This is a genomic window from Nitrospirota bacterium (assembly GCA_016195565.1).
Classification (GTDB): domain Bacteria; phylum Nitrospirota; class Thermodesulfovibrionia; order Thermodesulfovibrionales; family UBA1546; genus UBA1546.
This window is the reverse complement of the sequence record JACPZK010000007.1, coordinates 2,501-16,145: the sequence shown is the minus strand read 5'-3', so window position 1 is coordinate 16,145 and position 13,645 is coordinate 2,501. Positions and strand designations below refer to the sequence as shown.

Here is a 13,645-nt window from a genome sequence, read left to right as displayed (position 1 = left end):
ACTGCGCCTGTCCCTTGAATGACAGCACTTTGGTTATTGCTGCCGTCAGTGTGGTCTTGCCGTGGTCTACGTGCCCTATCGTCCCTACGTTGCAATGCGGCTTCGTCCTCTCAAATTTTGCCTTCGCCATTATTGCCTCCTGCTTATACTTATAAAAATATTAGTCAATTTATTCACCCTTAACCTTTAACCTTTGCTACGATGGCCTCAGCTATGGCCTTGGGCACCTCTTCGTAATGTGAAAACTGCATTGTATAGTTTGCCCTTCCCTGCGTCTTGGACCTGAGGTCAGTAGCATAACCGAACATCCCTGAGAGCGGGACCTGAGCTTTTATTGCCTGCGCATTACCCCTTTTCTCCATTTGCTGTATCTTTCCTCTCCTTGAGCTAAGGTCTCCTATTACATCACCCATATAATTCTCAGGAGTAACCACTTCTATGCTCATCATCGGTTCAAGCAAAACAGGCTTTGCTTTTTTGACAGCCTCTTTGAAACCGATAGAACCCGCAATCTTAAATGCCATTTCAGAGGAGTCCACCTCATGATATGAACCGTCATAGAGCGTTACTTTAATATCAACAACAGGATATCCGGCAAGAACCCCTGAGTCCATAGCCTCTCTTATGCCTTTTTCAACAGCCGGGATATATTCTCTCGGTATTGTACCGCCTACAATCTTGTTCACAAACTCAAAACCCTTGCCATGAACAGGTTCGATCTCTAAGTATACATGGCCGTATTGTCCGCGTCCACCGCTCTGCCTTATAAATTTCCCTTCTGCCTTTGACGAGATCCTGATTGTCTCTCTGTAAGCGACTTGCGGCTTGCCAACATTAGCCTCAACCTTAAATTCCCTTAAAAGCCTGTCAACGATTATTTCAAGATGAAGTTCGCCCATTCCCGATATTATTGTCTGGCCTGTCTCCTCATTGTATGAAACCTTAAATGAAGGGTCTTCCTGAGTAAGCTTTCCCATCGCCTCATATAGTTTTTCGTGGTCAGCCTTTGTCTTCGGTTCAATCGCAACCGATATGACAGGATCAGGAAATTCCATGGATTCAAGTATTACAGGTGACTTTTCATCGCATAAAGTATCGCCGGTAAGTGTATTCTTCAGGCCGACTATTGCGGCTATATCTCCTGCGGCAACCTCTTTTATCTCCTCACGCTTGTTAGCATGCATTTTTAAAATCCTTCCAACCCTCTCTCTTGTATCCTTTGTAGAGTTGTAAATATATGAACCCGCAGAAAGCACGCCGGAATATGCCCTTACAAATGTAAGCTGTCCTACATACGGGTCAGTCATCACTTTAAAAGCAAGCGCTGAGAATGGTTCATTTACATCTGCCTTTCTTATTACCTCAGAACCATTACCGGGCTTTGTCCCTGATACCGGAGGAACATCAAGGGGAGACGGAAGATAATCTACAATACTATCAAGCAAAAGCTGGACACCTTTGTTCTTAAATGCAGTGCCGCATATTACAGGCGTCAGTTTCATCTGCATGGTGCCTTTCCTTAATGCTGTCTTTATCTCTTCTGCGCTTATCTCGTTGCCGCCAAGGAATTTTTCCATAATATTTTCATCAACATCTGATAGTGCCTCAAGCATCTTCTCCCTGTATTGCCTGGCTGCCGGCATCATATCGTCAGGGATAGCGCCCTCCACATATTTTGCGCCGATAGTCTCATCGTCAAAAAATACTGCCTTCATTTCCACAAGGTCTATAGGCCCCCTGAATTTTTCTTCAGCGCCTATAGGTATCTGTATAGGCACCGGATTAGCTCCAAGCCTGTCCACCATGCTTTGAACACTCATAAAAAAATCTGCTCCTGCTCTGTCCATTTTATTCATAAATGCTATTCGTGGCACCTTGTATTTATCAGCCTGCCGCCAGACGGTTTCTGACTGAGGCTCAACACCCGCCACAGAATCAAAAACAGCCACGGCGCCGTCAAGAACTCTTAAAGATCTTTCAACCTCAATGGTAAAATCGACATGCCCTGGCGTATCTATAATGTTAATCCTGTGGTCTTTCCAGAAACATGTGGTAGCGGCAGAGGTAATTGTTATGCCTCTTTCCTGCTCCTGAACCATCCAGTCCATGACTGCAGTGCCTTCATGTACCTCACCTATTTTATACGTGACGCCTGTGTAGTAGAGAATACGCTCTGTGGTCGTAGTCTTTCCTGCATCTATATGTGCCATGATTCCAATATTGCGTGTCTTTTCTAACAGAAAACTTGACAAAATCTTTCTCCTCTGCTCTCTCTACCATCTATAATGGGCAAATGCCTTATTAGCATCTGCCATTCTATGGACATCTTCCTTCTTCTTTATAGACGTCCCTGTGTTATTAGATGCATCAAGCAGCTCGCCCGCAAGCCGTTCCCTCATTGTCTTTTCCGCCCTTACACGGGAATAACTTATCAGCCATCTAAATGCCAGTGCCATGCGCCTCTGGGGCCTTATTTCCACAGGCACCTGATATGTTGCGCCGCCAACCCTCCGGGGTTTAACCTCCAGCACCGGTTTAACATTTTCCAGCGCAGTCTTAAAAAGCTTAAGCGGATCATTATTGGTTTTTTCCTTGATAATTTCAAATGCCCCATAGCATATTCTTTCAGCTGTTGCTTTTTTACCGTCTTCCATCAGCACATTGATAAACTTGCTGACAACCTTGCTGCCATACTTTGGGTCCGGTAAAATCTCACGCTTTTCTGCAACTCTTCTTCTTGGCATCTATCCGCTCCGTTATTTGGGCCTTTTGGCCCCGTATTTGGATCTTCCCTGTCTTCTGTCAGCAACGCCCATAGAGTCAAGCGTTCCTCTGATTATGTGGTATCCAACACCGGGGAGATCCTTAACTCTTCCGCCTCTAATCATCACTATAGAATGTTCCTGAAGATTGTGACCGACTCCGGGGATATAAGCTGTAATCTCCATCCCATTAGTCAGCCTTACCCTCGCCACTTTTCTTAGAGCAGAGTTAGGCTTCTTGGGCGTGGTTGTATATACCCTGACACAGACTCCTCTTTTCTGAGGACACATCTTGAGCGCAGGACTTTTCGTTGTCCTTTCCAGACTCTTTCTACCATGTTTTACTAATTGAGCTATTGTCGGCACATTGCCTCCGTATCGTATTTTTCACGAAACACAGATTCCACGGGAAAACTTTGAAAGCATACCAGAGAAAATATCTTTTGTCAACTGCTCTCAACCCTGTTATATTTTCCCTGAGTGACCCCTGAACTGCATGAGAGAGCAACCGCATTCCCTGCTCAAAATCTTCACCGTAGGAAAAGATAGTATATCAGAGGAAGCATAAAAAAAGAAACATCACATTACTTTTTACTGAAAAGCTCTTCCTTAACTAAACAATCAGAATCTCTATATGTAAGGATTATAGTGCAGGGCAGGTTGTGTCAGTTATACTATCTCTTGTATAGTTACAGTATTCCTTGGAACTGCCAGCGAGATAGGAGGGTGTTTTGCGACAGACAAAACTTAAGAAACAAATCAGGAAGCTGCTTGCAAAAAAGAATAACAGTCAGATAGCGAGGAAGATAGGGTGTTCACACGGGTATGTGGGCATATCCGAACCCTCTACAATATCAAAAGTCCTAATAGGAAGCCCTACGGCCTTCTGACAAAAAAACAGTTTTTAAAAGCCGAATCACTATATCTGAGCCTCAAAGGCCTCAAGGACATAATCAAAGAATTGAAATTGCCATACAAAACTATTGCAGGATTATACTTTCCCTTGCGAAGAAAAGGAGTGAAGCGCAAAGGAAAGGCAAGAGCGTGGATAAAGTTCAATCCTGAGAAATTCCGGAAACTTCTGAATAAAAACCTCAATAAAGTTCAGATTGCAAAGGAAATGGGAATACATGAAATTCAGATGTATCGGTATTGGGGAAAATATATAAAAGCTATTAAGTAATTCTGTCGAATTGATTCAAAATCAATGGTATAAAAAAACGTATAACACCTGCAAATCGTAAAAACAAGAGTGTCTTGCTGCTGCGGATTTCTCACAGGTAATAAACGCTTCAACATATCCTGAGTCTTATGCGTCCTTTGATTACTAACCATTACTCACTGTTACTAACGGCTATTATTCGGCGCCGAATAAGTCGCTTTTCAGCCTCTTGCCGATAGACAGACAAAAAATATTCACGTGTGTAGGCGAGTGAAATTTATTTATTGGAAAGATGAACACATTGTGTTATTATGTGCTAAAGGGGGGTGGAACTATGAGCGCCACTTTAACAGTAAGACTCGATGATCAGACAAAGAAGCGCCTTGACAGGCTTGCCAAGGCAACAGCCCGGTCAAAATCATTTCTTGTAAGTAATGCTGTAAAGGGATTTCTGGAGATCAATGAATGGCAGGTTCAAGAGATTAAAAGAGCAGTAGAAACGGCTGACCGTTCGGGGGCGAAGTTTATAGAGCATGAAGAAGTAGCTGCATGGCTTGACACATGGGGAACTAATAAGGAAAAGAAACCACCGGAATGAGAATAAGATGGTTTAAGGATGCTCTTTTAGATATTATAGAACTTAGAAAATATATTGAAAATGATAACTCTCATGCCGCACAAGATGTGGCGAGAAGCATCTTAAGTCACATAGAGCAACTCGCAAAGCACCCGGCTATGGGCCGCACAGGAAGAGTGGAAGGAACGCGTGAGTTGGTTATTTCAGGGCTTCCCTATATCATCCCATACCGCGTAAAGAACAATACCATAGAAATCCTTCGCGTACTTCATGCGGCCCGGAAGTGGCCGACGAAGTTTTGATAAATACAAAAGCCATTAAGTGATTCTGTCGAATTGATTAAAAATCAGTGTTACCGCAGATAGGGTAAAGAGGGGATATTCAACATCTGAGGATAATAATTTCTCTTGACTCAGCCCGCAGTTTTTCCCTAAAGTATCACGAAAAGACGCATGCGGCATAAAAGATAATGTTAGAAGCTACGGAAATTAAATGGGCAAGATTCGCACTCATTACGATAATCTTAAAGTAGCAAGAAATGCTCCGCAGGAAGTTATACGCGCAGCTTATAGAACGTTATCGCAAAAATATCATCCCGATATAAACCCAAAAACGCAAGAGGCACATAGAATCATGGGCATTCTCAATGCTGCTTATGAAATTTTATCTGACCCCATAAAAAGAAAGGACTATGATGAACGGATTGCAAAGATAGAAGCTGAGAGAGAGAACTTTAAAACTAATGTCAACTCGACTTCTCCACCCCCACATCGTTCACCCTCTCCGCCTGTTTCACCAAATGCCGGTGCAAAATTTGATTTGTCTAAACACATATCTAAATCTTGGGGATGGTATTTAATTCCCATCCTATTTATTTTGGTATATGCAACCAATTCGAGCACACCTAATAAACATATTGCGAGACAAAAGGATAACTTCCAGCCTGCAACACGACATGTGACAAATAATACGCCAATTACTTTTAGATATATTCGCCCAGCTACTGCGCCAAATGGACAACCATGGCCTAATAAATCTGGGTACATTAAAGGCTATAAGAGATTTAATACAAATGGATTGTCTACCGTTACAATTGATAATTCTCAGAACGATTCAGATGTATTTGTGAAGCTTGTTTTTCTTGATGGTAAACAGCTGTTAGCTGTAAGGCTTATCTATATAGCCCCAAGAGATAAATTTACAATGAATAATGTTAGATCTGGCAATTACGATGTGCGTTACAGAGATATCGAAGCAGGTTCTTTATTAAAATCAGAATCTTTTCAACTTAAGGAAATCCATCTGGAAGACGGTATTCGATACAGTAATATTTCTATGACTCTTTACAAGGTTTATAACGGAAATATGCGAACGACAGAAATTTCTGAGACAGAATTTGGGATTGAATAAAGAAGCTTCTAAGATGAACGAGTGCCACAGGGGCTGAGGGATACAATTAGATGAAAAAAGGGAGAACTATAGGCGTTTTGGCTATATTAGCTCTGTCTTTATCTCTAATATTCTCTCAGGCAGTAATAGGGCAAGAGCAGGCTCTTGATGAAGTCAAAAGACTCAATCAGAAAGCAAAAGAACTGTATGGGGAGGGAAAATACAGTGAGGCAATTCCTTATGCACAGCAAGTTCTTACGATAGTTGAAAAAGCACTCGGCAAAGACCATCCTAATGTGGCAACAAGCCTTAATAATCTGGCAGGACTTTACAAAGTCATTGGCAGATATTCGGAGGCAGAGCCATTGTATAAAAGGGCACTTGAGATAAGAGAGAAAATCCGTGGCAGTGAACATCCTGATACTGCAATAGTTCTTCGCATGCTGGCAGAGCTTTACAGAGTCACCGGCAGGTATGCAGAGGCCGAGCCATTATTTAAAAGGTCACTTGCGATAGTTGAGAAAGCACTTGGTAAAGACCATTTTTCTGTAGCAGCAAGTCTTAACAAGCTGGCAGTGCTTTATGAATCCACCGGCAGGTATGCAGACGCCGAGCCATTGCATAAAAGGGCACTTGAGATAATGGAAAAAGCACTTGGCAGGGAACATCTTGCTACAGCAATAATCATAGATACTCTGGCAGAGCTTTACAGGGTCACCGGCAGGCATGCAGAGGCCGAGCCATTGTATAAAAGGGCACTTGAGATAAGAGAGAAGGCATATGGGGAAAAACATCCTGCTGTAGCACTAATTCTTAAAAATCTGGCGTTTCTTTATGCCGCAACAGAGAGACATCCTGAAAGCCAAAATCTTTTTAAAAGAGGTATTTCTATAGATGACTTAATGAGAGAGAATGTATTTTTGCTCTTTAATGAAAAACAGAAAATTAGCTATATGAATCAGAAGGAAGGCTCTATCCATGCCTTTATGACCCATACAGTTAAATACATGCAATCATCCTCTCAAGCAATAACCGATACATTTAATGCATGGCTCAAGTGGAAAGGTGCAGTTGCAGAGGCGCAGGGAAGATATATGGATGCGGCAATGCAATCCGGCGACCCTGAGATAAAAAAGAAGTTTGCTGAACTCACCAACATCCGCAGGGAAATAGCAAAGATGCAGTTATCAAAACCAGATGATAAGGGGAGTTTTGAAGATTACAGAAACAGGATTGCCGAATTGCAAAAGCAAAAAGAGACACTTGAAGCCGAGTTAAGCAGACTGAGCAAGGATTTTGCCCTTGAAAAAACAATCGGCAAAGCTGATGTAAAAAACATATCAGAAATATTGCCAAAGGATTCAGCATACATAGACTTTGCAAGGATTAAGTTTTATGACTTCAAGACAAACAAATGGGATAAACCAAAATATCTTGCCTTTGTCCTGATACCGCAGAAAGAACCTGAAGTCAAATTAATCGAAATATCAGACGCCGAAGATATAGAAAAGCATGTTAAGGCATACATTCAGGAGATGAACAGAATAAAAACAATAGGCCAAATTCCTGATAAAGCAGCCTTAGACAAAGCCGCCCGTGCCATATATGATATTGCGATTAAACCGTTGGAGAAATATATAAAAGGCAGGAAGCAGTTATTTATAAGCCCTGACGGTAATCTCAACCTGATACCATTCGAAGCGCTGGTAACACCTTCAAATAAATACCTTATGGAAGAATATACAATCAGCTACATATCAGCAGGAAGGGATATAGTCAGATTTACCGATACAAACATCGCAAAAGGCGACGCCCTTATCATCGCAGACCCTGACTATGACATGGGATTAATGGAACGGGATAAAATGACAAAGGAAATGAAGGTGGCGAAGACGATAAGGGGAGGATTATCAAAAGATGTCTTGAATATAAGCTTTGACAGGCTTCCTGATACAAAACAGGAGGCAGACACCATAGAGAAGGTCTTGACTCACAAAAAGAAAATTAAGGTAAAGAACTATCAGAACACAAAAGCAATTGAAGAAATGATATTCTCCGCAGAGACGCCTAAAATACTCCATCTTGCAACTCACGGATATTTCCTTAATGACGAAGAACTCAAAGGGAGCAGTGAGACGAGAGGAATCACCATAAAACTGAAAGAAGACTTTATGGCAAAAGACGAGACGATCAATATTGAAAATCCGATGCTCCGTTCCGGGATAGTGTTTTCAGGAGTAAATGCCTCGCTCAAAGCCGGAAGGGACGACGGCATAATGAGCGCAGAAAAAATACTCGGACTGAACTTGAAGGGAACAGACCTTGTGGTGCTGTCTGCGTGTGAGACTGGCGTTGGAGATGTGAAAAACGGAGAAGGCGTGTTTGGTTTAAAGAGAGCTTTCATACTTTCAGGCGCAAAGACATTGGTAATGAGTTTATGGAGCGTTCCAAGCGCAGAAACAACAGAACTTATGACAGATTTTTACACACTGATGTCAGAAGGCAGGACAAAGGCAGAGGCATTGAGGCAGGCAAAACTGAACATGATGATGAAGAAACAGAATCCATTTTACTGGGGCGCATTTGTGATGACAGGGAAGCCGGAGTAAAAAATCGTAACCTATAATCTTTTCTGGAACACCCTAACTGTTCCAGAATGAAATCAGCACCGCTACCGGCAAGGCCGCGTGTGCGAGTTATAGGGAGAAATTTGCGGTAGCAAAACGCTCTTGTTTGCGACTTCACAGGTGATGTGCGCATAGAGCAGGCAATAAAGAAAGCGTTAAAGAGGGCAGACATAAAAGAGAGCATATGCGTTTTAAATAACGCGTAACTAACCTGTTTGAATTTTATCACAGTTTTGCTTTATGATATAATAGTTATTATCTTATAGTAACTATGAATCAGTAATGGGGAGGTACATATGCAAAATCCGTTCTATTTTAGAGAGCTTCCTCTCTCCGCTCCTTTCTGTAACCGTCAGCATGAAATGAAAGAACTTACTTCCCACGCTCGAAACAAAGCCAATGTAGTTCTGATTTCTCCAAGGAGATACGGCAAGACATCACTGGTAAAGCGAGTGCAAAATAAATTAGCCAAGCAGGGCTCTGCCGCTATTTATATCGATTTCTTTGGGGTCGATTCGATTGAAGATATGACGGCAAGGTTAGTTTCCCGTGTTTATGCGTTCAGCCAGAAAAATGAACCTTTATTTAAAAAAGTTGTAAAGATAATAACTGCATGGCGGCCTGTTTTACGTCCGGACCCTGAATATGGCATCTCTTTAACTGTTGAACCGACTTCAAAGAAAAAAGGAATAGACCTTCTTGAAGATACCCTTTCTGCTGTTGGCAGGTTCATTAATGATTATGAGAAGGGTTGTCATATAGTGTTTGGTGAATTTCAGGAGATCGTTGAGTTGCAGGAGGCGTTACAGATTGAGGGGATAATGAGGAGCCACATACAGACGCATGCAAATGCCTCTTATTTCTTCGTAGGGAGCAGAAGAAGAATTCTGAACGATATGTTTAACGAAAAAAAGAGGCCTTTTTACAGGAGCGCAATAAATTATCCCTTAACCCCGCTGCCTGATGAAGAAGCTGTGGGATTTATAACCCAGCAGTTTAAAGTTGGAGGAAAGGTTTGTTCTGAGGAACTTGCCAAAAAAATCGTTGAAACGGTGAATGGTTACCCCTACTACATTCAGAGGATACCATACTCTATTTTTGAAATCAGCGGCAAGCAGATAAAGGATGATGACTATGCCAGAGGATTTAGGAAGGCTGTTGAGGAAGAAAGACCTGTCTATGAAGCGCTTATTCAGTCCCTTTCGCTTCAGCAGATAAAACTTATTTCCGCCTTAGCCGAGCAACCGACGGAAAGTCTCTTTTCTGCTGAGTATATGTCTAAATTTAATTTAGGCTCTATAGGTGGAGTTCAAGGTGCTATTAAAAAATTGATTGCCCTTGATTATATTGAAGTAAAGGACAAAACATATCGGATAGTTGACCCTGTTTTCGGCATTTGGATCAGGCATATGAAAAACGGGGATTAGGGTTATTGTTGTAAAACCAATGCCTTAAACTTTTCGGAACCCGAAAATCCCTCACCAAAAACTATAGACAAATCTTTAAATTGTAATATAATATATAAAGCATATTACTTTAAGCTTAAAAGGAGACGAAGATGATCAAAAAAATAAGTCTCATAGGCATGTTGGCGTTCATGGTTATCGCATTTTCTTTCCTAACCTCATCCGGTCAGGATACGGAATACAAGGAATATCAGGTGTTGAAAGGAGACACTCTCTGGGACATCTCTTCTAAAGAAATACGGGACCCTTTTCTCTGGCCGAAGATATGGAAGGAGAACCCCGACATTAAAAATCCTGACAGGATATTCCCCAGTCAGATGATAAAAATCCCGCTCAGACTGATTCAAAAAGAGCAGGCAGAAGAAGCCGCTACAGAAAAAGCATCTGCAGTGACAGAGACAGGAGCGGCAACTCCGAAAAAAGAAGAACAACTGAAACCTGTTGAAACTAAAATAGAACCTGTCAAGAAAAATTATCTTGCCGATGAGAATCTGATACTATCAAGCGGGTATATTACAGATTATATCGCAAAAGAAATAAAGAGCGTCGGGAAAGTAACGGGATCCCCTTCCGGAAAAACGCTTTTTGGCGATAATGACTTCCTATACGTAAAAACAGATTCTGATTCAAATACAGGCGAGAGATTCTATATCATACGCCCAACCGCCCTTGTAAAGCATCCGAAAACCGACAAGAAAATAGGCTCTCTTATTGCCGTGGTTGGCATCGCAGAGATAACAGGGAAAGAAAACAGCTTTACAAAGGCAAAAATCACAAGGGCTTACGGTGACATACGTGTAGGAGACCTGCTTGATACATTCCACGAAGTTGAACCGATAATAGAAATAGATGCGCCGAGAAAGCCTGATGTCAGCGGCTTTGTAATAGCATCTCACTACATGAAACTCATTAGCGGCTCCTATGACATACTGTTTATAGATAAAGGCAAGAATGACGGACTCGAACTCGGCGATATACTGAAAACAAGGTCTGTGGACAAATACAACAAATCAAGAACAAGCGGGATCATTCAGATTATTAATCTAAAGCCTACGACGGCAACTGCTATTGTGAAGCGAAGCGAATCCGCAGTCAGAGTCGGCGATGAAATAAGCGGCGTGAAGTAAAAATTAAATTATGTTGATAAGGTCTTAAGCGCTTTAAGCCTGCTTGGATGTTTGAGTTTTCTCAATGCCTTTGCCTCTATCTGGCGGACTCTTTCTCTTGTTATTGACAGATGCCTGCCGACTTCTTCAAGTGTATGATCCCTGTCTGCTCCAATCCCGAACCTCATCCTGATGACTCTTTCTTCCTTTGGAGTAAGGGTTTTCAGTATCTGCTGCATCTGCTCGGATATTTCATTCCTTTCAGCATCAGAGTAAGGAGACGGGCTGTTTTTATCTCCAATAAAATCTTCGAGTTCTGTATCTTCATCTCCGACAGGCGTTTGGAGAGCAATAGGATCCTGTATCGCCCTGAAGACTTCTTCAACCTTCCTCGTCGGCACTGTAAGTTTCTTGGCAATCTCCTCATTGGTAGGTTCTCTTCCAAGCTGCTGCGTAAGTTCTCTTGAGGCTTTTGTAACTCTGTTATAAAATTCCATCATGTGAACAGGCACTCTTATGGTCTTTGTCTGGTCAATAAGCGCCCTTGTTATCGCCTGTCTTATCCACCATGTAGCATATGTGCTGAACTTGAAGCCTTTTTCGTATTTAAATTTATCAACAGCCTTCATAAGGCCGATATTGCCTTCCTGTATGAGGTCAAGCAGCGGAAGGCCTCTGCCGACATAATTTTTGGCTATGTTAACAACCAACCTGAGATTGCGCGTAATGAGCTCGTTTTTTGCTTCAAGCATGAGCGCTTTTGCCTTTGATATGCGGCTCCACATATCTTTAAATTCATCTGCCTTTATTCCTATTTCTGCTTCTATTTTTCTATATTCCATCTGCACATCTTTTGCGGTTGCCTCAAGCTTTTTTGTGTTTATCCCTTTTTTCTTCTTTTCACTGATTGTCTTCTTTAGTTCCCTTAACAAACTGCCCTTGGGGAGTTTGTTATCGATTACAGCGATCTGCCTCATCAGCTCTTCCAGCCTGTTGATAGTTCTCAAGAGCAATTCGTCTGCCCTTTCCTCCTCTGGAATAGGCTCTTCTTCCTCTTCGGGCAGTATCTCGCCGTTTTTATAAATCGGCAGCGAGGACACTATTGCCTTTATTATTTCTTTGCCCTCTTCAAGTTTTTTGGCAAGCTCGGTTTCTTCGTACCGGGTAAGTATTGATATATCACCCATGGAATGAAAATAAGCTTGGACAAGATCTTCTGTTTTTTCGTATTCTTCGACCTCTTCTTCTGCTTCCTCTTCAGGCAGGGCAACTTCTTCGTTATCTACAACCTTCACTCCCATATCATGAAGAAGGTCCATCAGGTCTTCTAACTCATCCGGGGAAAAAAATTCGGAAGGAAGCGCTTCGTTTATCTCGTCATAGGTAAGAACTCCTCGTCTCTTACCGATTTCAAGTATTTCTTCAAATATATCTCTTTCTCTCATCTTCTTGTCACATATATCAGGATATCTGAAACAGAACGCGTGTTTTTAGGCACCTGCTCTATTTCATATCTCTCTGATTTTTTAAACTGGTCTTGCTTAAATTGTACTCTTTTAAAAGAATTTGACAAGGGGGGATAGAAACTATTTAGTACAATAGTTTCTATCCCTAACTTTGACAACAGAAAGAAATTAAAAATAAGGGTCAAGCCTCACGGCCTATTAGTACTGGTCAGCTGAATGCATTACTGCACTTACACTTCCAGCCTATCAAAGTGGTGGTCTACCACAGACCTTTAGGTGGATTACTCCACGGGAGACCTAATCTTGGGGTGGGCTTCACACTTAGATGCCTTCAGCGTTTATCCCTTCCTGACATAGCTACCCGGCATTGCCATTGGCATGACAACCGGAACACTAGAGGTCTGTCCATCCCGGTCCTCTCGTACTAAGGACAGCTCCCCTCAAGTCTCCTCCGCCCACAACAGATAGGGACCGAACTGTCTCACGACGTTCTGAACCCAACTCTCGTACCGCTTTAATCGGCGAACAGCCGAACCCTTGGGACCTACTTCAGCCCCAGGATGCGATGAGTCGACATCGAGGTGCCAAACCGCGTCGTCGATGTGAACTCTTGGACGCGATAAGCCTGTTATCCCCGGCGTACCTTTTATCCGTTGAGCGATGGCCCTTCCACTCAGAACCACCGGATCACTAAGCCCTACTTTCGTACCTGCTCGGCTTGTTTGCCTCGCAGTCAAGCCTCCTTATGCCTTTGCACTCGACGGCTGGTTTCCGTCCAGCCTGAGGAGACCTTTGGACGCCTCCGTTACTCTTTAGGAGGCGACCGCCCCAGTCAAACTACCAACCAGACAGTGTCCCTTCCCCGGATCACGGGGACAGGTTAGAGCCCCAGTAAGATAAGGGTGGTATTTCAAGGACGGCTCAGCGTGAACTAGCGCCCACGCCTCAAAGCCTCCCACCTATCCTACACATATATCACCAAAGCTCACTGTCAAGCTATAGTAAAGGTGCACAGGGTCTTTCCGTCTAGTTGCGGGTAACCGGCGTCTTCACCGGTATCTCAAGTTCGCCGAGCCCCTCGCCGAGACAG

At 42.7% G+C, this 13,645-nt stretch carries 13 protein-coding genes and 1 rRNA gene (1 of these 14 only partly in view); 8 read left to right on the top strand and 6 right to left on the bottom strand.

Annotated features, from left to right (window positions below; genetic code table 11):
• From tuf to HY035_03605, 4 genes are all read right to left on the bottom strand, one after another.
• Nucleotides 1-130: elongation factor Tu (gene tuf / locus HY035_03620; protein ID MBI3377478.1), on the bottom strand; the 130-nt coding region annotated here is incomplete at its 3' end.
• Nucleotides 131-179: 49 nt separating this feature from the next.
• A complete protein-coding gene (gene fusA / locus HY035_03615; GenBank protein MBI3377477.1) occupies nucleotides 180-2,252 on the bottom strand; it encodes an elongation factor G in 2,073 nt (690 codons plus the stop codon).
• Between the two features lie 21 nt (nucleotides 2,253-2,273).
• Nucleotides 2,274-2,744, bottom strand: coding sequence for a 30S ribosomal protein S7 (rpsG, locus tag HY035_03610; protein MBI3377476.1), 471 nt, complete (start codon nucleotides 2,742-2,744; stop codon nucleotides 2,274-2,276).
• A 12-nt stretch (nucleotides 2,745-2,756) separates the two neighbouring features.
• The gene (locus HY035_03605) at nucleotides 2,757-3,128 is read right to left on the bottom strand and encodes a 30S ribosomal protein S12 (GenBank protein MBI3377475.1); all 372 of its coding nucleotides are present in this window, start codon (nucleotides 3,126-3,128) and stop codon (nucleotides 2,757-2,759) included.
• 365 nt (nucleotides 3,129-3,493) lie between these two features.
• Here HY035_03605 and HY035_03600 point away from each other — a divergent pair, with 365 nt between their 5' ends.
• The 8 genes from HY035_03600 to HY035_03565 all read left to right on the top strand — a co-directional run bounded on the left by HY035_03600 (nucleotide 3,494) and on the right by HY035_03565 (nucleotide 11,110).
• Nucleotides 3,494-3,652, top strand: a complete 159-nt coding sequence (locus HY035_03600; protein ID MBI3377474.1) for a hypothetical protein — start codon at nucleotides 3,494-3,496, stop codon at nucleotides 3,650-3,652.
• A gap of 128 nt (nucleotides 3,653-3,780) precedes the next feature.
• Nucleotides 3,781-3,945, top strand: a complete 165-nt coding sequence (locus HY035_03595) for a hypothetical protein (GenBank protein MBI3377473.1) — start codon at nucleotides 3,781-3,783, stop codon at nucleotides 3,943-3,945.
• A gap of 313 nt (nucleotides 3,946-4,258) precedes the next feature.
• A complete protein-coding gene (locus HY035_03590) occupies nucleotides 4,259-4,522 on the top strand; it encodes a ribbon-helix-helix protein, CopG family (GenBank protein MBI3377472.1) in 264 nt (87 codons plus the stop codon).
• Entirely contained in the window at nucleotides 4,519-4,803 is a 285-nt protein-coding gene (locus HY035_03585; protein ID MBI3377471.1) for a type II toxin-antitoxin system RelE/ParE family toxin, read from the top strand. Before HY035_03590 ends, HY035_03585 begins: the two co-directional genes overlap by 4 nt.
• 190 nt (nucleotides 4,804-4,993) lie before the next feature.
• Nucleotides 4,994-5,911: a J domain-containing protein gene (locus tag HY035_03580; GenBank protein MBI3377470.1), complete on the top strand. Its 918-nt coding sequence runs from the start codon at nucleotides 4,994-4,996 to the stop codon at nucleotides 5,909-5,911.
• A gap of 50 nt (nucleotides 5,912-5,961) precedes the next feature.
• Nucleotides 5,962-8,499: a tetratricopeptide repeat protein gene (locus tag HY035_03575; protein ID MBI3377469.1), complete on the top strand. Its 2,538-nt coding sequence runs from the start codon at nucleotides 5,962-5,964 to the stop codon at nucleotides 8,497-8,499.
• Nucleotides 8,500-8,813: 314 nt separating this feature from the next.
• On the top strand, nucleotides 8,814-9,944 hold the full coding sequence (locus tag HY035_03570; protein MBI3377468.1) for an ATP-binding protein: 1,131 nt from the start codon (nucleotides 8,814-8,816) through the stop codon (nucleotides 9,942-9,944).
• A gap of 131 nt (nucleotides 9,945-10,075) precedes the next feature.
• Complete coding sequence (locus HY035_03565) at nucleotides 10,076-11,110, top strand: LysM peptidoglycan-binding domain-containing protein (protein MBI3377467.1); 1,035 nt, start codon at nucleotides 10,076-10,078, stop codon at nucleotides 11,108-11,110.
• An 8-nt stretch (nucleotides 11,111-11,118) separates the two neighbouring features.
• On the opposite strand, the gene HY035_03560 is transcribed toward HY035_03565, so the two are convergent.
• Both HY035_03560 and HY035_03555 read right to left on the bottom strand, forming a co-directional pair.
• Complete coding sequence (locus HY035_03560; GenBank protein MBI3377466.1) at nucleotides 11,119-12,534, bottom strand: sigma-70 family RNA polymerase sigma factor; 1,416 nt, start codon at nucleotides 12,532-12,534, stop codon at nucleotides 11,119-11,121.
• A 198-nt stretch (nucleotides 12,535-12,732) separates the two neighbouring features.
• Nucleotides 12,733-13,645: ribosomal RNA gene (locus HY035_03555) — 23S ribosomal RNA — on the bottom strand (it continues 2,108 nt past the right edge of the window).

Excerpts from the sequence above, each read along its gene's own strand:
- rpsG (MBI3377476.1), bottom strand. The coding sequence starts at position 2,744 with ATGCCAAGAAGAAGAGTTGCAGAAAAGCGTGAGATTTTACCGGACCCA.
- HY035_03590 (MBI3377472.1), top strand. The coding sequence starts at position 4,259 with ATGAGCGCCACTTTAACAGTAAGACTCGATGATCAGACAAAGAAGCGC.
- HY035_03585 (MBI3377471.1), top strand. The coding sequence starts at position 4,519 with ATGAGAATAAGATGGTTTAAGGATGCTCTTTTAGATATTATAGAACTT.
- HY035_03580 (MBI3377470.1), top strand. The coding sequence starts at position 4,994 with ATGGGCAAGATTCGCACTCATTACGATAATCTTAAAGTAGCAAGAAAT.
- HY035_03575 (MBI3377469.1), top strand. The coding sequence starts at position 5,962 with ATGAAAAAAGGGAGAACTATAGGCGTTTTGGCTATATTAGCTCTGTCT.
- HY035_03570 (MBI3377468.1), top strand. The coding sequence starts at position 8,814 with ATGCAAAATCCGTTCTATTTTAGAGAGCTTCCTCTCTCCGCTCCTTTC.
- HY035_03565 (MBI3377467.1), top strand. The coding sequence starts at position 10,076 with ATGATCAAAAAAATAAGTCTCATAGGCATGTTGGCGTTCATGGTTATC.
- HY035_03560 (MBI3377466.1), bottom strand. The coding sequence starts at position 12,534 with ATGAGAGAAAGAGATATATTTGAAGAAATACTTGAAATCGGTAAGAGA.